26 protein-coding genes are annotated in these 26,318 nt (G+C 32.5%); 6 read left to right on the forward strand and 20 right to left on the reverse strand.

From position 1 onward, the window contains the following. Nucleotides 1–89 precede the first annotated feature (89 nt). Complete coding sequence (locus FS935_RS10850; RefSeq protein WP_146948464.1) at nt 90–1,187, reverse strand: GGDEF domain-containing protein; 1,098 nt, start codon at nt 1,185–1,187, stop codon at nt 90–92. Nucleotides 1,188–1,376: 189 nt separating this feature from the next. Next, nucleotides 1,377–1,847, reverse strand: a complete 471-nt coding sequence (locus FS935_RS10855) for a DinB family protein (RefSeq protein WP_146948466.1) — start codon at nt 1,845–1,847, stop codon at nt 1,377–1,379. Nucleotides 1,848–2,191: 344 nt separating this feature from the next. Here FS935_RS10855 and FS935_RS24185 point away from each other — a divergent pair, with 344 nt between their 5' ends. Next, entirely contained in the window at nt 2,192–3,898 is a 1,707-nt protein-coding gene (locus FS935_RS24185; protein ID WP_146948468.1) for a methyl-accepting chemotaxis protein, read from the forward strand. A gap of 115 nt (nt 3,899–4,013) precedes the next feature. Here the strand turns inward: FS935_RS24185 and FS935_RS10865 are convergent, their stop codons facing one another. Further along, nucleotides 4,014–4,376 carry a hypothetical protein gene (locus tag FS935_RS10865; protein WP_240050887.1) on the reverse strand — a complete coding sequence of 121 codons (363 nt, stop codon included), beginning with the start codon at nt 4,374–4,376 and terminating at the stop codon, nt 4,014–4,016. A 190-nt stretch (nt 4,377–4,566) separates the two neighbouring features. On the opposite strand from FS935_RS10865, the gene FS935_RS10870 reads away from it, so the two are divergent. Then, entirely contained in the window at nt 4,567–5,427 is an 861-nt protein-coding gene (locus FS935_RS10870; RefSeq protein ID WP_146948470.1) for a methyl-accepting chemotaxis protein, read from the forward strand. A gap of 89 nt (nt 5,428–5,516) precedes the next feature. Here the strand turns inward: FS935_RS10870 and FS935_RS10875 are convergent, their stop codons facing one another. The 8 genes from FS935_RS10875 to FS935_RS10910 form a co-directional block, all read right to left on the reverse strand. After that, nucleotides 5,517–5,834, reverse strand: a complete 318-nt coding sequence (locus FS935_RS10875; protein ID WP_240050888.1) for an immunity protein CdiI family protein — start codon at nt 5,832–5,834, stop codon at nt 5,517–5,519. 306 nt (nt 5,835–6,140) lie between these two features. Beyond that, nucleotides 6,141–6,503 (reverse strand): hypothetical protein, encoded by a 363-nt coding sequence (locus tag FS935_RS10880; protein ID WP_146948474.1) that lies wholly within the window; start codon nt 6,501–6,503, stop codon nt 6,141–6,143. Between the two features lie 13 nt (nt 6,504–6,516). Beyond that, complete coding sequence (locus FS935_RS10885) at nt 6,517–7,236, reverse strand: cytochrome c biogenesis CcdA family protein (RefSeq protein ID WP_146948476.1); 720 nt, start codon at nt 7,234–7,236, stop codon at nt 6,517–6,519. Nucleotides 7,237–7,981: 745 nt separating this feature from the next. Then, nucleotides 7,982–8,230, reverse strand: a complete 249-nt coding sequence (locus tag FS935_RS10890) for a protein YuzH (RefSeq protein WP_146948478.1) — start codon at nt 8,228–8,230, stop codon at nt 7,982–7,984. Nucleotides 8,231–8,280: 50 nt separating this feature from the next. Next, the gene (locus FS935_RS10895; RefSeq protein ID WP_146948480.1) at nt 8,281–8,613 is read right to left on the reverse strand and encodes a DUF3895 domain-containing protein; all 333 of its coding nucleotides are present in this window, start codon (nt 8,611–8,613) and stop codon (nt 8,281–8,283) included. Nucleotides 8,614–8,679: 66 nt separating this feature from the next. Further along, on the reverse strand, nt 8,680–9,039 hold the full coding sequence (locus tag FS935_RS10900; RefSeq protein WP_146948482.1) for a DMT family transporter: 360 nt from the start codon (nt 9,037–9,039) through the stop codon (nt 8,680–8,682). A 17-nt stretch (nt 9,040–9,056) separates the two neighbouring features. Continuing rightward, on the reverse strand, nt 9,057–9,371 hold the full coding sequence (locus FS935_RS10905; protein WP_146948484.1) for a DMT family transporter: 315 nt from the start codon (nt 9,369–9,371) through the stop codon (nt 9,057–9,059). A gap of 3 nt (nt 9,372–9,374) precedes the next feature. Further along, nucleotides 9,375–9,911 carry a TetR/AcrR family transcriptional regulator gene (locus tag FS935_RS10910; RefSeq protein WP_146948486.1) on the reverse strand — a complete coding sequence of 179 codons (537 nt, stop codon included), beginning with the start codon at nt 9,909–9,911 and terminating at the stop codon, nt 9,375–9,377. Between the two features lie 532 nt (nt 9,912–10,443). Between FS935_RS10910 and FS935_RS10915 the strand changes: the two genes are divergently transcribed. Next, nucleotides 10,444–11,802, forward strand: coding sequence for a YjiH family protein (locus tag FS935_RS10915; protein WP_146948488.1), 1,359 nt, complete (start codon nt 10,444–10,446; stop codon nt 11,800–11,802). A gap of 76 nt (nt 11,803–11,878) precedes the next feature. Here the strand turns inward: FS935_RS10915 and FS935_RS10920 are convergent, their stop codons facing one another. Further along, nucleotides 11,879–13,072, reverse strand: coding sequence for an ornithine--oxo-acid transaminase (locus tag FS935_RS10920; RefSeq protein WP_146948490.1), 1,194 nt, complete (start codon nt 13,070–13,072; stop codon nt 11,879–11,881). A gap of 267 nt (nt 13,073–13,339) precedes the next feature. On the opposite strand from FS935_RS10920, the gene FS935_RS10925 reads away from it, so the two are divergent. Continuing rightward, nucleotides 13,340–14,755, forward strand: a complete 1,416-nt coding sequence (locus FS935_RS10925) for a sigma-54 interaction domain-containing protein (RefSeq protein WP_439116639.1) — start codon at nt 13,340–13,342, stop codon at nt 14,753–14,755. A 67-nt stretch (nt 14,756–14,822) separates the two neighbouring features. Here FS935_RS10925 and rocF read toward each other — a convergent pair whose 3' ends face one another. After that, nucleotides 14,823–15,731 carry an arginase gene (gene rocF, locus FS935_RS10930; RefSeq protein WP_146948492.1) on the reverse strand — a complete coding sequence of 303 codons (909 nt, stop codon included), beginning with the start codon at nt 15,729–15,731 and terminating at the stop codon, nt 14,823–14,825. 336 nt (nt 15,732–16,067) lie between these two features. Here rocF and FS935_RS10935 point away from each other — a divergent pair, with 336 nt between their 5' ends. Then, nucleotides 16,068–16,859, forward strand: a complete 792-nt coding sequence (locus FS935_RS10935; RefSeq protein ID WP_146949003.1) for a formate/nitrite transporter family protein — start codon at nt 16,068–16,070, stop codon at nt 16,857–16,859. 96 nt (nt 16,860–16,955) lie between these two features. On the opposite strand, the gene FS935_RS10940 is transcribed toward FS935_RS10935, so the two are convergent. The 3 genes from FS935_RS10940 to FS935_RS10950 all read right to left on the reverse strand — a co-directional run bounded on the left by FS935_RS10940 (nt 16,956) and on the right by FS935_RS10950 (nt 20,426). Beyond that, a complete protein-coding gene (locus tag FS935_RS10940; protein WP_146948494.1) occupies nt 16,956–17,510 on the reverse strand; it encodes a hypothetical protein in 555 nt (184 codons plus the stop codon). 128 nt (nt 17,511–17,638) lie between these two features. Then, a complete protein-coding gene (locus tag FS935_RS10945; protein ID WP_146948496.1) occupies nt 17,639–18,256 on the reverse strand; it encodes an acetate uptake transporter in 618 nt (205 codons plus the stop codon). 454 nt (nt 18,257–18,710) lie between these two features. Beyond that, nucleotides 18,711–20,426: an ABC transporter ATP-binding protein gene (locus FS935_RS10950; RefSeq protein ID WP_146948498.1), complete on the reverse strand. Its 1,716-nt coding sequence runs from the start codon at nt 20,424–20,426 to the stop codon at nt 18,711–18,713. Nucleotides 20,427–20,684: 258 nt separating this feature from the next. Here FS935_RS10950 and FS935_RS10955 point away from each other — a divergent pair, with 258 nt between their 5' ends. Next, nucleotides 20,685–21,731: a lactonase family protein gene (locus FS935_RS10955; RefSeq protein ID WP_146948500.1), complete on the forward strand. Its 1,047-nt coding sequence runs from the start codon at nt 20,685–20,687 to the stop codon at nt 21,729–21,731. A 316-nt stretch (nt 21,732–22,047) separates the two neighbouring features. Here FS935_RS10955 and FS935_RS10960 read toward each other — a convergent pair whose 3' ends face one another. From FS935_RS10960 to FS935_RS10975, 4 genes are all read right to left on the reverse strand, one after another. Then, nucleotides 22,048–23,019, reverse strand: a complete 972-nt coding sequence (locus FS935_RS10960; protein ID WP_146948502.1) for a Gfo/Idh/MocA family protein — start codon at nt 23,017–23,019, stop codon at nt 22,048–22,050. Nucleotides 23,020–23,244: 225 nt separating this feature from the next. Further along, a complete protein-coding gene (locus FS935_RS10965; RefSeq protein WP_240050889.1) occupies nt 23,245–23,880 on the reverse strand; it encodes an HAD-IA family hydrolase in 636 nt (211 codons plus the stop codon). A gap of 217 nt (nt 23,881–24,097) precedes the next feature. After that, nucleotides 24,098–25,603: a glycosyltransferase family 2 protein gene (locus tag FS935_RS10970; protein ID WP_439116648.1), complete on the reverse strand. Its 1,506-nt coding sequence runs from the start codon at nt 25,601–25,603 to the stop codon at nt 24,098–24,100. 307 nt (nt 25,604–25,910) lie between these two features. Next, the gene (locus tag FS935_RS10975) at nt 25,911–26,306 is read right to left on the reverse strand and encodes a VOC family protein (protein WP_146948504.1); all 396 of its coding nucleotides are present in this window, start codon (nt 26,304–26,306) and stop codon (nt 25,911–25,913) included. Between the last annotated feature and the right edge of the window lie 12 nt (nt 26,307–26,318).

Below are 26,318 nucleotides of genomic sequence, written 5' to 3' on the forward strand. Positions count from 1 at the left end.
GAACTCATTTTACCCAAGTTGCCTAAAGAAATAACCGTGTCTAACTTTAAGGGGTCACTTCATTTCTCAGAAGGTTTTTTGTTTCTTAATTAATTTTCAAACATCACTTGATTCTTCCCATTACGTTTTGCCTTATATAAAAGGGCATCCGCTTGCTTGAAAAAATGGAGCTTACTGAGTCCCGCGTTAAAGTCCTTTAAACCAATACTTACGGTTACTTTCACAGCTTTCATTTCTTCATGGTTTATCTGAGAAATATGTAATCGAATATCTTCTATAAGTTGATAAGTTTCTTCAAGACTTTTGTTTGTTAGTAAAAGAGCAAACTCCTCACCACCATAACGAGCAACAATATCATTTTCAGTTACTTTATCAACAATTGCGTTTGCCAGACGCTTTAATACTAAATCACCAACACTGTGTCCGTACGTATCATTAATCGTTTTAAAGTTATCAATATCTAGGATTGCTAGTTGAAGAGGCATTTCATATTTTAAGCTTTGTTCAACAAATTGATCTAAATATTCTTGAAAGGTCTTATGATTATATAAATTTGTAAGTGCATCTATTTTCGTCAATCTTTCCATCATCGTACTTTTAACAAGCAATTCCTTTTCCTTCTCAGAAGCTTTTTTTACAATTTGTAATACTTCATTTCCTCTTTCAAGTATGGCCAAATAAATAAAATAACCTGCAAATAAAGAAAGTAAATAAGAGAAAAATTCGTATTCAGATACAGATTCTCTTATAGCTGGAAATATATAAATAACCGATAATGCAACCATATTAACAATAAAGCTAAAAAGCAGCTTACTTTTGTCAAAATAAATTAAAGCCACTGACATCGGCAATAACAACATAACCTGTAATCCTGGAACATCAGGATGTGTCAGAATAATAACCAGAGCTACCAAAGTACCAGAAATGGTCAAGAACCTAGAGCTGTAAATTTTCTTTACTTTAATAAAATAAACACAACCTAGCATAATTAGTAGTTGCACACTTGTTGGTAAAATTATTTTGTATACAAGAAATTCACTTATCCAATCTGGGTAGTTGAGAAATGTAACAAATAAACCTATACATTGTCCTAAAACAGATATTATCACCATTAACCAATAAAATCCGAGGATTTTCTCAAACCATTGTTTATAATCCATTCTTGATAGATTATGATACTTCTCCACTGAAAATCCCTTCCTTCAACATAGCTATCGAACTAACTGTTTTATAATTCATTATACACCTAAAATAGGTCTATACACCCAAAAATATGAAAATACCAATCATGTCTTTTTCGACAAAAAGTTCACTTTTCCCTTCTTTAAGTAGATATTAAGAGTCAAATTACCCATAAAATTCTTCAGCTGTATTATTTATTCAAACAGTGAAACCTTTAATTCTTTGTTACAACAATGAACAAGCATAGCATGTAGCTGGCCTCTATGATGATATAGATGTGCTAAGATCTCTAAAAGCCATTCATACCTTGTATAAGAAACACCCCAATATGTTGTTACTTTCTCTGTAAGATCTACCCCAGACAAACTTAAATAATGCTTTTTTAATTGAAGAAAGTTACGATTTATAGCTATTTTCATTTCACTTATTGAATTATATGAAACACTAGAATAATAGTGTTTCATTTCTCTTTCTGACACAGAGTTCCCAATCATCAAATCCGCCTCACAAATATTTGTTAGATGTTCTAAGAGTTCACCTATTGATGCCTTGTTTGTAGTTGGTCTTTTATTAAGGTCAGAATTGTCTAACTCATCCATCATTTGTATCAATGTTTTTATTGCAAATTCAATCTGATGTAAAACACTTTGAACGTGATTATTCATTCCATTCAACTCCATATTAAGTTTAGTTTAAAATCTAGATGCACCCAGAAAGTCATGTTACATATTTTTAAAGAAGGCTGTTTTCATAAACTTTGTTGTTTCTAGAAGCATGATGGAAATAACAAAGTTTAGTGGCATCTTTTCTTCTACAAATCGCACCTTTTATGCGATAACACACTGGTTGCAACAAATAATGAAGTCTAATAGAAACAATCTTTCAAAAAAGAGCATTAAAGAAAGATCAAATTAAAAACAATTAATTGATTAATATATTAAGATTTCACACAAATTTGTCGATATATAGGAATATAACACCAAATCTTTTGTATTGAGGAGATTCAAAAATGATCGTAAAACTTTTAAGAAATATTAAAATAGGCTGGAAGTATAGTGTAGCATTAATTTTTTCAATTGCTCTATTTGGAATATCGGCATTGATTATTTTCGGACAAATGCAAAATGTAAGCGAAGAACTTAACGCATTGGAAAGACGAAGTGAAAGAGCAGTTAAAACAGAGGAAATGTCCGCTCTATTTTCTAGTAAAGATATTAGAATTGCAGATTACATTAACAACCGAAATGATAACTATATTAAAGAATTCGAAGAGAGAAGAACTGAATTCAATACCTTACAAGAAGAACTTCAAAAGTCTATTGATACAAAAAAGGAAGAAGAATTATTTACTTTAATCGCAAAAAATGATCAAAAAGTAAACGACATTTTCTTAAATGAAATCGTACCTGCAGTTAATAATGGAAATACAGCAGTAGTATTAACAAATAGGGAGCATACACAAATTTTAAGAAGTGCTTCAATCAGATTATTAGATGATTTAAGAGAACTTATTAATGACCAACGTGATGCTGCAATGACTAACACTAAAAATAGTATACAACAATCCATCTACACGTTAATCATTTGTATTTCTATTTCTATCATTGTGGGGATTGCTATCGTACTTATTGTTAACCGTATCGTACAAAAGGGCTTAAATTCAGTAATTGACATGGCTAAAGAGATTTCTGAAGGCAATTTATCTATTGAAGAAAATACGTATTCTGGAAAAGATGAGATTGCTCAACTAAGTACAGCGATGAATGAAATGCTTGTTAACTTAAAGGATATGGTAAATCAAATATCTAATGTTTCAGAAGTAGTATCTAGTCAAAGCGAGGAGCTAACTCAGTCTGCAAATGAAGTAAAAGATGGAAGTAATCAAGTTGCAGCAACTATGCAAGAACTTTCCGCTGGTTCGGAGTCACAAGCAAACGCTTCAACAGATCTAGCTGAAACTATGATCTCTTTTATTGGCAAAATACAAGAATCTAACTCCTACGGTGAAAACATTGTCACATCATCTCATTCTGTTTTGGGATTAACTGAAGAAGGAAGTACTTTAATGAGTTCTTCTATAAATCAAATGCAAAATATCAATCATATAGTCAAGAGTTCTGTAGAGAAGGTCAAGCAACTTGATACGAAATCAAAAGAAATCTCTAATTTAGTAGGTGTTATTCAATCTATTGCTGAGCAAACAAATTTACTTGCACTTAATGCAGCAATCGAAGCGGCTCGTGCAGGAGAACATGGAAAAGGCTTTGCAGTGGTTGCTGATGAAGTGAGGAAATTAGCTGTAGAAGTATCAGATTCAGTAGCGAATATTACTGGAATTGTTGAGAGTATCCAAGTTGAATCCAATAACGTTGTATCAACTTTAGAATCTGGTTACGAAGAGGTGGAAAAAGGGACGTCTTCTATCCAAACAACCGGTAAAACATTTGAAGATATTAAATCAGCTATTTCAGCTGTTGTCAATCAAGTTCAAGATGTATCAAATAGATTAAAAGAAATTGATCAAGATTGTGGAAATATGAGTCATTCTATTGATAATATCGCATCTATTTCTGAAGAATCAGCAGCAGGAATTGAACAAACATCTGCTTCTATTCAACAAACAAGCAGCTCAATGGAAGAAATATCTTCTAGTGCAGAACATCTGTCAAAATTAGCAGAAGATCTTAACGGATTAGTAAGAAAATTTAGATCTTAATTATTAACTTATATAATGATGACTCAAAGCCGACATTATGTGGCTATTGAGTCATCTTTTATTATGTAGAGAAAGACCTTACAAGAGTATTTCCCTTAATCGTTTCCATACTAGTTCAAAAAGCATAATGATATAATCCATAATATAATGGACCTATAAGTATCACTAACATTAGAAATGATAAAACGATTCTGACAGTCTTAGGTATTTCCTCAAAATCCTCATCCTCATAATGATCTTGGATAAATAGTCCAAAAAAGATATCCCAAGCAATCCCTCCAAAGAAGACTATTTTCCATACAAGCGGTGTTAATATTTGTATATTTGTAACAAACCCAAATAACCCAATCCATGTGATAATTGAAATAACAAAATCTACCTTCGTTAATTTTGTTTTATACATACCTTTAATAAGAAAAAAAATTGCAGTTGTCCCTAAAAGCCCTAAATAAATAATCCATAAAATATGTCCATTCATTTTTCCTTCATCTTTCTATCTAATTATTTACTAAACTTACTAAAACTAGAAATTAATTCTAAAAAAAGTATAAAGAAGAAGATTTCTTCAAAAAAGATATAAGTAAAAAAGACTATTTAATTTATTTACCCCATATAACTAGTATAATAGATATAGTACTATATAAGACAACATTCATGGGGGAAAATTAATGACTACAAAAATAACTAAACACGATATAGGAGAAACTCAGGAAGATCGCCATATACTTGACTCAATTATTATGGTTATTCCAATTATTCATTCTATGCTTCCACACATCGCTATTGGTGTGACAAATACTGAAGAATGGATTGCATATTATCCTGGTAAAAAGATCGATATTGGAGCAAGACCTGGTCATAAAATTAATCCTAGAGAACCTCTAGCAGATTGTATTAAAAACAGGAAAATCATTCGAACAGAAGTAGATCCCGAATTTTTCGGATTTCCATTTACAGGGTTAGCAACACCAATCATCGAAGGAAATAAAGTTGTAGGTGCCATTGCTATTCAAATTCAAGAACAAAATGAGAAAGAATTACGTCGAATTTCAGATCAAATAGTTATCTCCATTACTCAAGCAAATAACCGTGTAACAACAATTGCAGAGGGAGCTGACGATCTCTCTCAAACTAGTAATACCCTTCTCTCTCAATCTAAAAAAGCAAAGGATGAAGTTAAGGACACAGACGATGTTTTAACTTTCATTAAAAGAATTGCTGATCAAACAAACCTATTAGGCTTAAATGCATCAATTGAGGCTGCACGTGCAGGTGATATGGGTAGAGGTTTTGGAGTTGTAGCTAACGAAATTAGAAAGCTTTCAAATGAGACAGTTTCCTCTACAGAAAAAATCCGTACAACACTAACAAACATACAAAAATCAATGGATGATATATCAGCTTCTATTGAAAAAGTTGTTGCTGTAGGTAAAAATCAAGCAGCATCAACTGAAGATATTTCATCCTTCATCGATGAAATCGAAAAAATGAGTAAAGACTTAAATAAATATGCATCAGAGTTAGGATAAACATTTTCATACATTAAAGGAGCAGAGATATTGCTGCTCCTTTTTTTCTTATAACATAAAGGGTGCTTCATTTATCAACAATACCAAAATTAGTATTTATTATTACTGTAAGCCATTACGATTTTGGAAGGAGAAAATAGAACCTTCCCTTCTAGAGAAAGCTCTGTTGCTAACTCATGAGTTAATTTTTCACCATTAGCATTATGAATGGCTTCCATTTCTGCAGCATTTGGCACCAATGTATCTGTTGTCCAATCAATCCATTTTCCATATTGACTAATCCAATTCATTAGTTTTTCTTCAGGGTTTTTTGATATCTTAAAATCCTCTATATCTAAATTATAACCACACTTATTACACCAAATTGGATCTGCCCCAATATCTGCTTCGACCTTAAATTCAAGCACTTTATTTACTCCACATCCACATTCCATATTAGTACCTGCCTTTTAGAGTTCATGTCTTTACATCACTATACAGTTTCACATCAAATACCTCAGTCATTAATTGATCATTCTTTTCATTACTTGTTAAAGGTTTTTTCTGTGTATTGTTTCCTTCAAGTTACCGATGGAAATTATAGTCTACGAAGCAACTCTATTAAAAAACCACTCACAAATTGAGTAGTTTTCATACTTATTATAATCTAAATTTACTAACAACTGATTTTAATTCTTCTGCCATTTGCGTTCAGAACTACAAATGATAGTTAATTACTCCCTGCTACTTTTTTTATCCAAAAAGTCATTATAACTTTCAACATAATAAGGTGTTTTATCTTTCTCAAGAATAATAAAACCAGAACTATAATTAAATCTCATTTTCTCATGAGCTTTTCTAAAAGAATCATCGACCTTATAATAAATTGTGAGACCGCTAACTGACTGATCTTCCTTAAATTCATCAATACTCTTCTTAAAATAAGTAGTAGTGTTTTTTTCATCTTCATATCCTACAACATAAAATTCATTTTCACTTTCTGGTATAAAATCAATGAATTCCTTAGGTATTGTATTTGTGCTTGTACAGCCAGTTAAAATAAGTAAAAAAATTAGGAGTATTAATTTGCATCTCATATTTAATTCCACCTTATTTCTTCTGTAATAAATCTAATAGCTTATATTGAAACTCTTGAAACCAAATCGTGAAATAAGTCATTTGATCAAAATATAGTAAAATACCAAGAATAATCATGACAAATCCACCAATTTTCATAAACATTCGTGAGTACTTCAAGATGAATTTTGTTTTGCTAATAAAAAAAGCCATAATAATGAAAGGTAAACAAAACCCGAGTGCATAGCCAGTAATATTGATCATCGCTTGTGAAGGATTCAGGGCACTCGTATACATAATAACACCAAATATTGGACCAATACATGGAGTCCAACCAGCTGCAAAACCAAGGCCAATAAAAAAGGAATTTATATAACCGATTTTTCCTTTTTTCTGTGATCTAGTATCCTTCAGCATAAATTTCGCTTGAAAAACTTCCAGCATAAACAACCCCATTAAAACAATAAATATACCACCTAACATTCTAATTAAATCTTGGTACTCTTTGAAAATTGCACCAACACTACTCATCGAAAATCCTAATATATAGTAAATAACAGAAAATCCGATTGAAAAGAATACAGAATGTGTAAGAATCGTTTTTCTATGTAAGTTGGACTTCTCACCCTTTAACTCACTTACTGACATACCAGTAATATATGAAATAAACGATGGATAAAGCGGCAAACAACAGGGTGAAATAAACGCCAACAACCCTCCACTAAAAGCTAATAAAAAAGTCACATTTCCCATATAATCCCTCCTAACACCCATTATAAAGAAAAACTAAGCAAAAGCAGGTGGAAAAGATGAACGTTTTATAACGAATGGATTAGGGGTGTTGTTAATAGCTGTTACAATTATTTTATTTCTAGACAAAGGCCTTAAATTGTAAATGTACGCCTTGATTGTCTCTTCCTCCATTACAAGTATCATGGTGTAAAAAATAAGTTATAAATAGAAAATGAATGAAGGATATAGTTTTATAATGAAATGACAAACATTGAAGTTAACAGAAGAAAAATAGAAGAAATAAATATTATATTTTGACGTGGATTAAATGACGGATATGCATTAGGAAACGTAACAGGTGCTGCTAATGAAAAATATTGTTTTTTTAATCATTTTATAATTCCTAGTTGAATAAGCAATGATTATTAATGCGACACCACAATTCTGCATAAAAGATTGCGAAACTAATGAAAATTCTTCAATTGACAGTGTGATGATCAAAAAATTACAGACCTACTCTAAAGATATTGTTTTAGTGGAGACTATTTAGGGTTGATTGGAGCGGAAGGTGCGAGACTCCTGCGGGTGCAGCGGGACAGGTGAGATCCCACAGGCGCTGTGCGCCGAGGAAGCTCACCGCCTGCCCTAGGAAAAATTTCTTTTTGAAAAAGCCGGCAGTTGGGCATTTTCAATATTTTTCCCCGCGGAAAGCGAGCATCCTGTAGCAGAAATCAACTATCACAATACTTATATTTACCCCTACGTCCTATCTACTATACTCTTTATATGCTTTTCTATCTTTATAAAAATCTAAACAGCCCAAAAACTCATTAGCTAGTATCTCCATTTTCTCTAAATCATTTCTAGTCACAACAGAATCGGCAGGATCCCACCTCACCGTTCTAACAAAATAATAATTTTTAATCGGTGAAAAAATAACTTTTGAAAAAGGATAGTCATCAAACATAAATTCAATAGTACCTCGTCTTTTATAGGAATGATTGATAATTTTCATGAATAACTTTCCACACCTTTTATCTTGTTGTTTTAGTCAATCTTGCTTCTTTAAAAAAGAGAGAGTTGCATATCTCCATCTTCATGATCGATATTCTCTTCTACATTTTCCTCACTTTTGGGTTCAGGATCCTGAATCACCTTTGATACAACCTCATATCTACAATCATGTTGATCCTTCTCCAATGATTTCAATACATCACTCTTCAGTAATTTTTCTAGGTAAATAACAACTTCAACATATAGTTTAGGTCTTCCTGTAGAAAATTGTTTATCAGAAAATCCATAGTTTTCGATTAGTTCATTACATAATGTCATAGCGGAAATTTGATCATGTTTTTCTATATAGCTTGCAATATCTAAATATAATTTTTGCTTATTCATATAGCCCACCTTTTATAGTTCTTCCTTTATTATAACGCACTCTTCTTACAACAAAAATAAGCATGTTTATACATTTTCACTAACACTCACTGTATTATCTTCAACCTTCTGGGTTGTTGAGTTTAATACATAAATGCCAGCTATAACAAGACATAACCCTACCATCTTGTATAAATTAAAACTTTCTTGAAACAGAAAAACACCAATTAATGCTGTAAGAGCAGTACCTAAGCCAGACCATGTTGCATATGCTGATGATAGCGGTATTGTTTTAAGTGCATAACTTAAAGCCAAGAATGCTAGTGAAAATCCAACAATCACACCAAGTGAAGGTATAAAATTTGTAAAACCATTTGATAGTTTTAACATTGTTGATCCAAAAACCTCTGATAGCACAGCGATCATTAAAAATAGTATCCCCTTCATATTTTCCCCTTCCTTTTTTAATTACTCATATTCATTAGTACTAAACCAACAACAAGTAGACCTATTCCCACAAACCCCTTTTTATTGATTTTTTCCTTAAAAAGAAAAACACCTACACACACTGTGAAAATAGTTCCAACACCACTCCATGTCGCATAAACAATACCTAAAGGTAGTGTTTTCAATGTAATGGAGAGTAAATAAAATGCCAATCCATAACCGATAACTACACAGATCACAGGAATTAATTTTTTAAATCCATCAGAAAGCTTTAACATAGTTGAACCAAATACCTCTAGCAGGATTGAACAAAATAATAATAGATAGGCCATTAACTATACCTCCTCAAGCTTTCCCAGTAAATATTTGATAAGATGAACAGCTTCCTCTTTTTCAATAACATCTAAGTGAAACATGCTTGAAAACCAAAGTCCATCACAAACAAATCGTATAGTTAATACATCTTCTCGTTTTACCTTTTCTCTATTGAAATCAAGTTCCCATTGTTCATATTGCTTTCTCCATAGTGTCAAGGCTTCTATATTATTTGCCAATGAAGCTAATAAACTTGAATTTAGTAATATATGATTTGATTCTGTAAGTTCATTTATTGTTGCCAATGCATAAGCTCTTAAGAATTTCCCATTTTCTTCTTTTATATTTACCAATTCAAGATTAATCTTTCTTTTGAACTCCTCTAAAGCATAAACATTGAGTGCTGTTATTAACTCTTCTTTGTTAGGAAAATGATAAAGTAATCCGCCCTTACTAATTCCCGCTTCTTTAGCGACCATTTCTAATGTTAATTTATTTAACCCAAAATCAACAATAACTCTAGAAGCTGCTTCTAAAATTTGTGATTGTCTACTCATGACCAGCACCTCTCTTCAACTGTACCGACTGGACGGTTTTGTGATTAGTTTACAGCCTTACGTTCCTATGGTCAATCGTTTTTCTAAGCTTTCATGCTATTTAACTGCTATTATAATCAACTTTTAAAACAAGGTAAAAACCTTACTATAAAGTAGGTAGCAATATTTTTTCTCATTAACTGTCCAACCAATTATTAGCTGAAACCCTCTTTTATTCATATTCGATAAGTAGTAAGGCTAAATAGTTTTTTTATTATCATCTATTGAAAAGTTTTACATAATGACATTATAATAGTGAATTCGTCTATATATTGTATCTATTTTCCTTAATCAAAATATAGAGTAATATATTTATATTGCTGCAAATATATTTTGCAGGTTCTTCCATGAAATTAAGGTATATAACCAACTTGTCACTTGGCACAAAACTTGCTTATTAATTTTTATATATTATGACTATTCAAAAAGAAAGAAAAAAAGGAAAGGGGTTTAAATATGATTAAACACACTACTATAACAAGGGGTGTATTCAATGGATAAACGGTTAAAAAAGGAAGAAGTGTATACAACTAGAGACTATTTACAATTTATCCTTCCATCGTTAATAGGAATTTTCCTTTTTGTTATCCCTTTGTCAATCAATGGGGAGTTTACAATTTCTGTTGCATTAATGGCTGGATTTGTCCAAACTGCTTTTGGAGAAGCGCTTCCTTATATCGCAACTTTTCTTATTACGATTGCTGCTCTCTTATCTCTTTTTACAAAGATAATTCAGCCTAGCTTAATCATTAATAGACCTTTTTTAGATAAACTATTTAATGTTTCTTGGATTTGGCAAATAACAAGATTATTAGGAATGATTTTCTCCATCATCGCATTGTTTAAAATAGGTCCTAACTCTTTATGGAGTGAAGCCACAGGTGGGCTATTATTATTTGATTTGATACCAGTTTTATTTTCAGTGTTTCTGTTTGCAGGATTATTTCTACCTCTGCTATTAAACTTTGGCTTACTAGAATTATGTGGGGCATTATTCACAAAAATCATGCGCCCTTTATTTACCTTACCAGGACGATCTTCGATAGATTGTTTAGCATCTTGGTTAGGAGATGGAACGATCGGGGTTCTTTTAACAAATAAGCAATATGAAGATGGTTATTATACCAAACGTGAAGCAGCTGTTATCGGCACAACTTTTTCAGTTGTATCAATAACCTTCACAATTGTCATTATGTCATATCTTAAGTTGGAGCAATACTTTGTATCATTTTATTTAACGATTGTTATAGCAGGGCTTGCATGTGCTTTTATTAGCCCTAGAATTCCACCTCTATCTCGTAAATCTAATACATTTTATAATGAGAATGAAAAAGTCGATGAAGCAATTCCTTCTGACATTTCATCATTAAAGTGGGGTTTCCAACATGCTATCAAGCAAGCTAGAGGAAATAAATTCACCACTAATCTCAAAGGAGGAATTGAGAACGTACTAGACATGTGGCTTGGTGTCCTTCCTATTGTTATGGCAATTGGGACACTGGCTTTGATCATTGCAGAATATACACCTTTATTTAAAATACTAGGATATCCGTTTATTCCAGTATTAGAGCTCATGCAAATCCCTGAAGCTTCAGAGGCTTCACAAACAATGCTAATTGGTTTTGCTGATATGTTTTTACCGGCTATTATCGGAAGTGGAATTGAAAGTGAGATGACCCGATTTGTAATCGGCTGCTTATCCATCACACAATTGATCTACATGTCAGAAGTTGGTGGGCTACTTCTTGGTTCAAAATTACCTGTTTCATTCTTAGATTTAGTTCTTATTTTCTTACAACGAACGATTATTTCATTACCGATTATTGTTGTGATTGCTCATATCATTTTTTAGATTTACAGCATAAAAAAAGAATGAAATCCTGTTGGATTTCATTCTTTTTTTATTTTGAGTTTTTTACTTTTATTCATTAAGCTAATACGTTTTTAATTCGCTCGATCGCCCAATCTAATTCTTTTTCTGTTATAACAAGTGGTGGTGCAAAACGAATAACGGTGTCATGTGTTTCTTTACATAATAATCCCTGTTCCTTAAGTTTTTCACAATAACTCCTTGCTGATTCTGTTAATTCTACTCCAATAAACAATCCTCTTCCACGAATTTCTTTAATTAATGGATTGTCTATTTCTTTTAAGCGTTTAACAAAATAGTTTCCTAATTTTAAAGATTGTTCTACTAGGTTCTCTTCTTCTATTACATCTAAAGCAGCAATTGAAACAGCGCATGCTAATGGATTACCACCAAATGTTGATCCGTGTGACCCTGGATTAAACACTCCTAAGACGTCACGGTTTGCTACAACACATGAAATCGGAAAAACTCCTCCACCTAATGCTTTTCCTAAAATATACATATCAGGAACAACATCTTCCCAATCACAAGCAAACATTTTACCTGAGCGTCCAAGACCAGCTTGAATTTCATCTGCAACAAACAGTACATTATTTTCTTTACATACACGTGATGCTTCTTTTAGAAAACCGTCTTCTGGTATATTGATACCAGCTTCACCTTGAATAGGTTCAAAAATAAATCCTGCTGTTTCAGGTGTGATCGCTGATTTTAAAGCCTCTACATCTCCATATGGAATTAGTTTAATTCCTGGCAACATCGGTCCAAATCCTCTGCGATATTCTTCTTCAGAAGATAATGATACAGCTGACATTGTACGGCCATGAAAGTTACCTTCACATGCAATAATCTCAGCTTTGTTATCCGTTATTCCCTTCACTTCATAACCCCAACGTCTAATAGCTTTAATTGCAGTCTCCACAGCTTCAGCACCTGTATTCATTGGTAGGGCCATTTCTTTTTTAGTTATTCGAGAAATTCTTTCATACCAAGGCCCTAACTGATCATTATGAAAAGCACGAGAAGTTAGTGTCACCCGATCTGCTTGATTTTTCAACGCGTCAATAATTTTAGGATGTCTATGACCTTGATTCACTGCAGAATATGCACTTAACATATCTAAATATTTATTACCCTCTGGATCTTCTACCCATATTCCATCAGCTTTTGATATAACGATTGGTAAAGGATTATAATTATTAGCACCAAATTGTTCGGTTTGCTTAATAACATTTTCTGATACAGTTTTCATTCTATATTCCTCCTATTTTAATTGTGATTTTTTTGAATAGCTATATAGTAATAAGCAAATTTCTTGCCATCATTTTAATACTCTTGCAGTGAAACTTAAGTAATAAGGTCATTAATAAAGAATGGCTATTAGTAGAATTATCAGCTTTCGTGCAAAATAATTATCGATAATTTGAGCTCTCTATTCAAAAGTGCAAATTTTCGTTGCATTCATATCAACTATCATCTACCCTTGAAGTAGTAATTTCTACTTTGGAGGTTAAAGGCAATGAATTTAGAGAATATGCTCAAATTAGATGATCTTCAAGCTATCTTACATACATTAGTAGATAATATTGATACTGGGATACATATCATTAATCAAGATGGATTAACGATTTTATATAATAAAAAAATGGCTGAAATTGAAGGCATGAATCATAGTGATGTACTAGGAAAAAACATTCCTGAATTATTCAACTTTCAAAAGGAATCTGAAAGTACATTAATGTCTGCATTGCAAACTGGAGCTGTTACTAAATCTTCAAAACAAACCTACTTTAACCAAAAAGGACAAGAAATCACCACCATTAATGATACATTTCCCATATATGATTGTAATAAACAAATTATTGGAGCAATCGAAGTCGCAAAGGATATTACAAACCTAGAACAAATCATACGTGACAATATATTAAATAAAGGTGATACAAAATTCACGTTCGATTCTATAATTGGTAGATCTGTTAATTTTCAAGAAGTAATTGAAAATAGTAAGCGTGCAACTAGAACAGCTTCGTCTATATTAATAGTCGGTGAAACAGGCACAGGAAAAGAATTATTTGCACAAAGCATTCATAATGGTAGCAAACGCTCTTCTGGTCCATTTATTAGTCAAAACTGTGCTGCTTTACCAGATAGTCTGATAGAAGGCATATTGTTTGGAACTAAAAAAGGAGCTTTCACAGGATCAATAGAAAGACCTGGATTATTTGAACAAGCCGAAGGTGGCACCATTTTACTAGATGAAATTAATTCATTACATCCTAGCTTACAAGCAAAGCTATTACGAGCTCTACAAGAAAGAACAATTCGACGAGTCGGTGATACAAAGGATAAAAAAATTGATGTTCGAATCATCGCTACAATAAATCAAGACCCTATTGATGCAATTGCGAACGATCAATTGCGCAAAGACCTTTACTATCGTCTAAGTGTTGTTTCACTATTTATTCCACCACTTCGTGAAAGAAAGTGTGATATACCTGAACTTTCTAAGTTCTTTATTCAAAAATTCAATATCCTGTTTGATTTGAATATCAGAGGAATAAGCAAGCATGTTTTTTCTCTATTTGATGCTTATGATTGGCCTGGTAACGTACGTGAACTTGAACATATTATTGAAGGAGCAATGAATTTAATCGAACCTGAAGAGGAAATTATCGACTTTCCTCATTTACCTTTGCCCTTCAGACAAAAAACAAGTTCACTTGAGCCATCTATATCAGAAGCAATGATTTCTGACATGTTTAAAGATATTGATGATGATCACCTTTCGCTTGAAAAATATATGGTGAATACAGAAAAAAAATATCTGGCAAAAGTACTGCAAGACCATGATTACAATATCTCAAAAGCAGCAAAAACATTGGATATAAGTAGACAAAGCTTGCAATATCGATTACGAAAATTCAATTTAAAATAAAATCATAATGTTTAACAAGTGAAAGATTGTCTCTCCCCACCATTACATTCGGTGGGGTCTGACCCCATTATAGTAATTTTTCGCCGAATAAAGATCCCATTAATGCTACAGCAACTGTAGCTGTGCTGTTTCCATGATCTAAAATAGGATTTACTTCAACGAATTCAGCAGATGTAATTATTTTTGATTCTTCTAAAATTTCCATTGCTAAATGACTTTCGCGATAACTAATTCCACCTAATACAGGTGTGCCAACTCCAGGTGCATCACTTGGATCTAATCCATCTAAATCTAGTGACAAATGAACACCATCTGTTTTGTTCTTTAAGTAATCAATTGCTTCTTCCATCACCTTTGTCATTCCTAGACGATCGATTTCATGCATAGTATAAACCTTTATACCTTTTTCACGAATAAGTACTCTTTCTCCTTCATCAAGGGAACGTGCTCCGATAATCACAATATTTTCAGGCTTTACTTTAGGCGTATAACCTGCAATATTAGTTAAAGTTGGATGACCAATACCTAAACTAACAGCTAAAGGCATTCCATGAATATTTCCAGATGGAGATGTATCAGCGGTATTTAGATCTCCATGTGCGTCATACCAAATAACACCTAAATTTTTATAATGCTTTGAAACTCCTGCTAATGTTCCAATGGCAATACTATGGTCACCGCCAAATACAAGTGGAAAAGATCCTTCCTCAATTACTTCATCAACAGCAGAAGCTAGCTTTTCACTTGCCTTTGATACAGCACTTAAAAATTTCAGATTTCCATCAGAAGCCAAAACATGTTCATCCTTACCAGGTCTACCAATCTCGATATCTCCTCTATCATGAATCTTGTACTCTAGCTCTTCTAATCGTTCAACAACTCCAGCATAACGAATTGCGCTCGGACCCATATCTACACCACGTCTAGATTGCCCTAAATCCATTGGTACACCGATAATTGATATATGTTTTTTCACGTTAATCTCCCCCTTACCAGCAATTGTATCGTAGGCTTCATCAATGACTCAACTCAACATCTCCATGTATTTTTATGCACACATATACAAAAATTAATATTTCAAGATATCTATTTTAAGTTAATTTTATTGTTTTAACTCCTTATAACAAAATTTATTAATATCTTAATAAAATAAATGAAAAACAAAAATAGACCATTTTCTAGCTAAATAGTCGGAAAACTTTTTTCTTTTTTACTAAGTAGTTTTGTTTGTGATAATCATCACGTTTAAATTTCTCTTTTTACAGTAAGATATAAATAGAAAAGAGATACACAGCTTGGAGTGTGAATGGAATTGGAACAAGAAGCCTTATTACTTGTAGAGGAATTATCAAATAAGAAGAAGAAAATTTATGATCAAAGCCCATTAAGATACATACTAAGATCAATACTTGCTAGTATGTTTATTGGATTTGGTGTTATCGTTGCATTTAAAGCTGGAAATTTTTTTTATGTAGAACATTCACCATTAGCTTATCCGATCGCTGCTCTAACATTTGGTGCTGCTATCATCTTAATTGCATATGGAGGAGGAGATTTATTTACTGGTAACACTTTTTATTATTCATATACCGCTCTGCGAAAAAAACTAACATGGAAAATGGCATTCAAGCTATGGAGCACAAGCTATGTTGGAAATATAATTGGAGCTTGTTTTTTTGCTTTTTTCATCTATGCAACTGGCTTATTTTCCGATGAATCAACTACAGGGTTTTTATTAAGTGTTGCTGATAAAAAGGTTCACCTTCCAACATCCGAACTATTTTTTAGAGGCATACTTTGTAACTGGCTCGTTTGTCTTGCTTTCTTTATACCAATGAGATTAAAAGGAGATGGAGCTAAGCTTTTTACAATGATGCTATTTGTCTTTTGTTTTTTCATTTCAGGCTATGAACACAGTATTGCCAACATGTGTACTTTTGCTATTGCATTTGTTTCAAATCCACCTGATAGCTTTACAATGCAAGGTGTTATCCATAACCTTGTACCCGTTACACTTGGGAACTTTATAGGTGGTGCAGTGTTAATGGGCTGGATGTATCATTTTGTTAATAAACCTTTTATAGAGACAAAAAAAGCTGATTGATTTTATCAGCTTTTTTTATGTTATAAGGTTTTTCTTAGTCACTCATACTTGAAGGTTACATTGTTATGGAACCAAATATAGCCACGTTCGTTTTTTTTATTTACTAATCGTACTATTTGTTTTTTTAGGAAAGATCGTATAACTGAAACTTATAATAAAATCTATAACTAATACAAGTAACCAAATATAGATAACATTATATATTTCCTGTGTTCTTTCCTTATCATCTACAATTAAAATGATTGAAAATAGTAATACATTTCCTATGCCCCATCCTAATAGATGACGAATCCACCCTTTTCGTTCTATACGTGCTCGTTCAATTCCATATCTCGGTTTTCCTTGTGGTTTTGGTCCATTTGCAAATTTGTAAGCAAAACGTCGATCAGCCCACCGTATCATTTGATGACCAAATGCTACAGTCATACCTATATAATAAGCAGCAATACCATGAAAGAAAGTGGCTTGTTGACCATTTTTCAAGTCAATAATCGAAGCAACGATTAAAATAAGATCAATAATCGGTGTACATAACAGGAAAGCCGCTCCTAATTTATTCTTCTTAAAAACATACCTTGTTATTAAACCAGCAAGTACAAAAATCCAAAAACCTATTTCACAAAATATAATTAACCAACCAATGTTAGTCATTCTAAAACCCCTTTTTAATACAACTATATTAAAAATAATATAGCACGATTGTATTAAAAGCACTAAAACTAATTAAATCTTCTTACCATTGAAAAAGGAGACTAACAACTTGTTTAGTCTCCTTACTACTAGCTTTTAAAAATAGCGAATGGTTTTCCGACTGGCAAAATTACTTTTCCAAACTGATTATTTAAAACAACTGCTGCAGATCCATAGAAAGATAATAATGCGATAAGAAGCTCTGCAATCGCTGCTATCATATGAGTAGTTTCAGGCATGATCCCAAGTGTACTTAAAGATAAGCCGATAAATAAGAAATCAATAAATACAAAAATAAAGAATAATACCTTGTGTGTTGCCATTGCTCCAACAGTCATAAAAACACTGAAAATCAAATAGCCGATAAATGCTACACCAAGCTGTTTTGGATCAGCATTAGCAGCTAACTCTTCACCAAATGCACCTAATTGAATTAACCAAGTCATACCAACACCAAACCAAAACAAACCAAATGCACCAAAAGCCGTTGTACCAAATGTATTGTTATGCTTAGAATCAAGGACACTTGCAAATAGTTGAGCTAGTCCACCCAAGAAAAATGCCCATGGTAATATTAATGATGTTCCTTCTGTTAAGCCTAATTTCTGTGAAGATGCAACAAGAGTGACCATCGCTAGTCCAAATAAACCTAGTGCCGAGGGATCAGCTGTTACAATTTTCACCTGCTGTGTATTTTGCTTACTCATAATTTCCTCCTAATAAAAACATACTTACATAAGATACATAAGTTAGAATCGACTGTCAATCACTTTTATAGAAGTCTAATTATTGCAAAAAAGCCTTTATATATGGGGTTCTTGCTACTATTGATTTGTAATCGCAACCATTTATTATTTCTATAAAAAGAAGTTTTTTTGTAGATAAGAAATTAGAGCCACAATAATAACTGATTAAATAAATTCCATGATATTATTCTTCTGTTTTGCTTTTATATTCCTACTCCTTATTAATTGGTTATCCATTATTTGCTTTATATGCAAATATATTTGCTGCTTTGCTCTATTTATTTGCGGATTCACTTCATTTATTTGCTGTTTTATTGATTTTATTTGCTCTCTTCCACAGAATATTAGTTTTTCGACACAATTCGCCACCCGCTCCACAAAAAAAGACAGAGCACAAAGCCCCGTCCCATCTCTCTTATCTTTGAAATTGTACACGATGTAAATTCGCAAAAATTCCGCCCTGCTGTATTAATTCATCATGATTTCCTTGTTCAGCAATACCCTCTTCTGTGACAACAACAATTTTATCAGCATTACGAATTGTTGCTAAACGATGAGCAATAACAAGTGTAGTACGATCTTTTGCAAGCTCAGTTAATGCTCTTTGGATAATCATTTCTGTTTCAGTATCCAAAGCAGATGTTGCTTCATCTAAAATTAAAATCGGTGGATTTTTTAAGAACATTCTAGCAATAGCTATTCTTTGCTTTTGACCACCAGATAGCTTCAAGCCTCTTTCACCTATCTGAGTATCATAACCAAATGGAAGTGATTCGATAAAGCTTTCCAAATGTGCTCTTTTTGCAGCTTCCTCAATCTCCTCTTGTGATGCATCAAGTTTTCCATAAGCAATATTCTCTCTAAGTGTACCTGTAAATAAGAATACATCTTGTTGCACTATACCTATATGTGATCGAAGCGATTGCTTGGCCATATCGCGTATATCGATGCCGTCAATTTTTATTGAGCCGCCATCAACATCATAAAAGCGTGGAATAAGCGAACAAATTGTTGTTTTTCCAGCTCCTGATGGACCTACGAATGCAATTGTTTCACCAGAAGTAATATCTAAATTAATTCCTTTAAGAACCTGTTTATGCTCGTCATAACCAAAAGATACATTTGAGAAAGTTATATCACCTCTAAGTGACTGAACCTCAACAGCATCCTTTACATCTACAACATCTGGATCCATATCTAATAATTCTGTAAAACGCTTGAATCCAGCCATACCTTTTGGATACAACTCCATTAAAGCACTAATTTTATCAATAGGTTTAAATAATACATTAATATATAAAACAAAGCCCACTAGCTCTCCATAAGACAGCTGCCCTGTGTAGCTTAACCAAGCACCATAAACAAGAACCGCTAATGTGACAAACCTTGTCATCATATAAATGCCTGATAAGCTAAATGACATTACCTTATATCCACCAAGCTTAGCTTTTCTAAATTTTAAATTATTTACAGAAAATCGGTTGTTTTCAAACTCTTCATTTGTAAATGATTGTACAACTCGAACTCCTGAAACACTGTCCTCTACTCTCGCATTAACATCTGCTATTTCAGTAAACATCTTCTTCCAAGCCTTATTCATTTTTAAGTTACTAACAATCATAAGCAATGCTAAAAATGGTAAAACAATCAACGCAACTAATGCAAGCTTTGCATTAACTGTGAACATAATCCAAAATGCACCAATAAAGGTCATAATCGAAATAAACAAATCTTCTGGTCCATGATGAGCGAGTTCGCCAATATCCATCAAATCATTTGTTATTCTACTCATAATATTACCAGTTTTTGTGTTATCAAAAAACTTAAAAGATTGCTTTTGAACATGTTGAAACAGCTGTTTCCTCATATCTGTTTCTATATTAATTCCTAGCTTATGTCCCCAATAATTGACAACAAATTGTAAAAAGGTACTTATAAAATAAAGTACTAGAAGGCCAATACTTACAGACACAATCGCTGACCAATTTTCACTAGGAAGTAAAGAATCTATAAACCACTGAACAGCAAGCGGAAAAGCTAGCTCTAAAATCGCAACAATAATGGCACTGCTAAAATCGAAAACAAAAAGCTTTTTATGTGGTATGTAATACGAAAAAAAACGTTTTAACATCTTTCTTTCTCCTTTTTTCAATATCTCAGCTGTTAAGTTTTGCTTTTAGTCATTCTATCATGCAAGGATACTGATAGAATTTAGTCAAGTCACAATTACGTCTAGTTACTAAAAGCAGCAAAATTAACAAAAAAACCTAATTATCATAAATACTATTATATTCGTAAATGATAGTAAATTGATAGCTTAAATTATTGGTTACTCTAGTTAACAAACGCTATAATGGATAATAGAACATGTTGAAAGGAGTTTTTTATTATGCCAAAATTAATCGGGTATATTGGTACATATACAAAAGGTGACAGTAAAGGTGTTTATAGCTTTACATTGGACACTGAAACAAAAAAGCTTGGAGATGTTAAAGCTGTAGCTGAATTGGACAATCCTACATACGTAAATCTTAGCGAAGATAATAGTACTCTTTATGCTGTTGTAAAGGATGGCGATCAAGGTGGTGTTGCTGCTTTTAAAATTAACCAACAAACAGGAGATTTAACTGGAATCAATCGAGAGCTTCTTGATGGTGCATCACCATGTCATGTTAGTGTAGATACTACTAATAACCACGTTGTAACAGCTAACTATCATTTAGGAACAATAGTGTCACATAAAATAAATGAAAATAATAGTATTTCACCAGCATTATCAGTTATGCAGCATGAAGGTACAGGTCCCCATGAGAGACAGGAAAAACCACATGCTCACTATTCTGGCTTTACACCTGATGAAAAATATGTTGTTGCAGTTGATTTAGGAATTGATAAAATTGTGACGTATAAAATTTCTGACGGAAAGCTCGAGGAATCGCACAGCTTATTAGTTAAGGCTGGTAGTGGCCCTAGACATATTACGTTCCATCCAAATGGAAAATATGCTTATGTAATGACAGAATTAAGTAATGAAGTCATAACGTTAAGTTATAATTCAGAAACGGGAATTCTTACTGAACTTCAATACATACCTGCAATTCCAACTGACTTTATAGAAAATAGTCAAGGAAGTGCTATTCATATTTCCTCTGACGGACGTTTTGTATATGCAGGAAATCGCGGACATGATAGTATCGCAATTTATAGTGTAAATGAAGAAAACGGTGAGTTATCATTTGTTGAATATACCTCAACAGAAGGAAACTGGCCACGTGATTTCGCTTTAGATCCAACAGAACAATTCTTAATTGCTTCAAATCAAGAAAGCAGTAATCTTGTCTTATTCTCAAGAGATACAAATACAGGAAAACTGACTTTATTACAGTCTGATGTATCAGTACCTGACCCTGTTTGTGTGAAGTTTTTGAATGTATAAAGTTATTATAAAGAGGCTAAAAACATAATTATTTTAGCTAATGATATACCCGAATTATTAGGTGATACTTCAATTAATTTTCACCTAATAATTCGGGTCTTTATTTGCTGTTTTCAATGGCTTTTTATTTTGTATACTATTTTTAAGGACTAATGAAAAGTGAGTGTCTGCAGCCAATGGAACGAACTTGTTTTTCCAGATAAACTGATTAATAGAAAACAGTATGATATAGTAACTATTTTAGGATTATATAAATTTATTCGTCTTTATGGATGATTTCTTTAATATGTCCCTAGTCTCTTTTTACTTTTCATGTTTAACCTATTTTAACCGGCAAACCTTCTTTAGCTGATCTTAATGCCGCAACAGTTATTTCTTGAGTTTTATATGCATCTTCATAAGTTGATAATATTTTCGATGTATCTCCTGTTCGTACAGCATGTAAAAATGCTTCGTTTTCTTTAACATAAGGATCAGTGGTGTCTTCCTTTATTGCTATTTCCCCTTTTTTTGAAATCTTTAATGTATCAAACCCTAATTGGAGGATTCCTTTATCAGTGTAGTAATCTAATCCTACCTTTGAATCACCTTCTGGTAATATACATGTATTTGAAAGGTTGGCAATAACTCCATTTGTAAATTTCAATGTTACAGTTCCAATATCTGATACTGTTACATCTTCATAACGGCTTGGTAAAGATCTACTTCCATAAGCGGCGTAGACTTCCTTCACTTCTCCAACAGTATGGCGAAGCAGATCAACTAAATGAGTTGTTTGTTCAATAAATTGACCACCTGAAGTTTGTTGATTTCTCCACCAGTAAACACCTGGCATCGAACCCATCCAGCTCCCTGTTATCATTCCGATTGTACTTTGGTTAAGTTCATTTTTTAATATATCGATAGATTCACGATATCTAAAATGATAGCCAACAGAGGTTATTAATGGCTGATCTTTTAGCTTTTTCAGGATTTCATCAGGAATATCAAGATCAACACTTAGCGGTTTTTCCACTAAAAATGGAATTCCTCGATTTATTAGTTCTAACTCTATTTCACCATGCGCAAAGGGTGGAATACATATGTAGACAGCATCGAGATTTTCACGATCGAGCATCTCGTTTACTTCACCATATCCAGTAGCATTAGGATAGTTACTAGCATATTTCTCTGCTTTTACTTTACTTGAGCCACAAATCCCCATAATACAAACGTCTTCCATTTTATTAAGAATATTTGCATGAACACCACTAAACCAACCGGTACCGATTATTCCTATTTTCAGCATCTACTCATCTCCTTTTTGTCCTTTACAACTTATATTATTTCACCTTACTTTCATGTAACCACTTACAATCATACTCTTTATTACACTTAAAATAAAAGCTATTAATTTATAAAGTGACAAGTTGCTTCCACAAAAAATCTAATGAACGAATCTATCTTCCAAAACAGAATTTATTTTATCTTAGGCAACCAAATATTTATTTTCCCTCTACTCCTCGATAGAGTTCTATCTTTTCTTAACAATTTCTAAAATTTCATCTGGTTTTTTTACCATATAATCAGGCTCAGCAGACTTAACTACATCTAACCCATCATATCCCCATTCTACCCAAACAATTTTCACATTACTTTTCTTACATGCAATGATATCTCTGATTTCATCACCAATATAGATCATTTCTGATGCTTGCAATTTTTTTATTTTTAAAAACTGATCTATCGTTTTATCTTTGCCAAAAATTCTTTTAGCACTTATAACATCCGTTATTAAATGATCAGCATGATTTCTTTTTAAAGCATTTTTAATATTTCCCTCTGAATTCGAAGAGATGATCGCGATTTTATAGCCTGTTTTGTTCAATTTTTCTAATAAACTCTTAACACCAGGAAACAATGTAATATCCACTACGGAATCTTTATATAGTTTAATAAGTTCAGGCATGACAAAAGGAATTTTGTACAAAGGAAAATTCAATAAAACACTACGTTCTTTCATATTTAACTTTTTTATTGTTTCTATTTGTTCTAATTTAATTTTCTTATAACGATATTTGTCAGCCAACTTATTCCATGCATACATAAATGCTTCACTGGTATCTGCTAGTGTTCCATCAAAATCAAATACTACATATCTTATTGTCACATTAATCTCTCCTATAAAATTAATTTCTCGAAACCTTTCGAAAATGTAGTTTATAAAAACTATGTATTTATCTATTCTAATCTTACAATAAATAACATTCTAGGTTTTTATACTTATTGTATTAACCCCTTCCAATATGTATACGAATGATTAACATTAGTGGTTTGAGTCTAAATCAAAAGAAACACATCTCTCCATGAAATGTGTTTGATCTTAACTATGCTGTATGCTTAGCTCTAAGCGTCCAAATTTGATACATCATATGTAGTGTAGCAAATATTGTTAAATAGGTTAATAATGTCCAGCCTATTGTGATGTATGGTTGTGTTGCCAATTGAACAACTTGACTTGTTAAATAATCTTGGTAATATACACAAAATCCTAATCCAACCATTATTATGATAATAGCCATTAAAATTCCCTGGACGATTCGACTACTTGTTTTGCCACTTTCAGCGTTATATTGGTTTGCCCATCCATCTTTTTTGGTAGCTGAAAAACGATCTAACCAAACATGAATAAAGGTTATTAAATTCACCCATAAATAAATTTCCGGACTAATAAGTAAGGCTGCCATAATGACATCAACTGGTCTGTTCATAGGGGTTTTCATTGCAAGAATTGTATTTAATATAGATGCGATAATAATAGGGGTAATCCAAATCCAGGACCACTTGAATTGATCTGTGGCTATTGATACGACCAATAAAGTTAAAAATAAAGCACGTATGATCAAATTAATAAAAGCTTTTATTTGTGAACGCCAAATTTTCCCTGTATGTTTGGTTTTAACACCTATATCACTGTTTGTTAGTAACCCAACTGTTCCTGATTGCCATTTATTTCGTTGTTGTCTAAATGTATGATAATTTCTCATAGCATCAACAAAACAACGAGCTTTTGGGCTAATAAGGGTCTTCCATTTCGATTTTTGTAATTGCCATGTTAAAAGCATATCCTCTACATCACTTTCATCTTGCCATGGTCCATCTAATTTATTTTCATCAACAATGTTTTGAAGTGCCTCAGGACGAAAAAGTGTTGCTTGACCACCTAGTACATACGTACTTCCCCCATGATATTGAAGATCAAGTAACCAGCTTGCCATATCTTGTTTTTGTTGATGTGTCCACCATCTGGTAATAGGTCCGCCATATTCACCACTAGCAAGCTTTTCTTCATAATGAACATCATCTTTCGAAAGTGAGCTTTTCTTTTTTGGCATCCTCATTGTATATTTTGCCATTACACCCCCGATATTTCTTGCGCTCATTAAGCCTTCCCACATATATATAAGTCCATGTGGAGCAAGGCGACTATCAGCATCCATACCAAGAATTCCTTTTATTGATTGCTTATAAATTTTTTGATATGGAGTTAACTCCTTAAAGTAGATATCGAGGTGATCTCCATATATATTTTTCCAAGCATGGTTTAATGCACCAACCTTTCTTTGTTTATTATTTTTTGTTTTTAAAACATATAAATTTAACCTAAATTCATCTCCAGCATCCAATGCCCTTTCTTCTGTTCGATCTGTGCAATTATCAGCAATAACAAATATATCTAGCTCAACTCCAGTTGGTAATTCTTGATCTCCTAGTCCTGCTAGACAATCTCTAATCGATTTTTCTTCATTATGAGCAGGGATAAACACCACAATTCTTGGTCTCATATAAGAATTTTTTACACCTGGAGAATTTGTAATGCTCTCAGTTAACATCTTATTCTGGTTACGCCAGTCAAGTTGTCGATTATTATCTTCAAGACTCATTGAATATCTCCTCTCAAAACATGAAAGCTACTTTCTACAAAGTTCACAAAAAACCTTAATAAGAAACAAGAGATAATAACATACTTTTATTTATGAGTCTTTTTACACATTTATGTTCTATATATTGTTTTTTTACCGTTCAAAAGAATGATAATGAAATTACTTTTAAGGTTTCTCCTGGTAAATTAGTCTAAAAAATAAGGATAACTCTTAGTGAAAGCTTTCTCCACTGAGTTATCCTTATTTTTCAAATACGTTATTTTTTAAGGGTTTTCTGGTCTACATTAAATTCAATTAAATTAAAATCGGGATCATTGCAAAAAATCTGAGCAAACCCACTTTTACTCTTTGGCTTTTCACTAACCTCAAGGTTTTTTTCTTTTAAATATGCTAACGTTTGGTCATAATCTTTTACACGAATTGCAAAATGTCCATCTCTTGAATTCAATTCATTACTTTTTCGTAATGTTTTAGAATCTTTGTGTTGGATCAAGTGAAGCTGTTGACTTCCGACTTGGTACCACGCTCCTGGGAAGTCAAAGTTAGGACGATCTAGTTCTTGAAAACCTAGAATTTGACCATAAAAATGTTTTGATTTCTCTAAATCTGTTATCGATAAGCTTACATGATGGATATTTTCTATATGTAGCATAAATACATCTCC

This window comes from Metabacillus litoralis, assembly GCF_007994985.1.
Lineage (GTDB): Bacteria > Bacillota > Bacilli > Bacillales > Bacillaceae > Metabacillus > Metabacillus litoralis.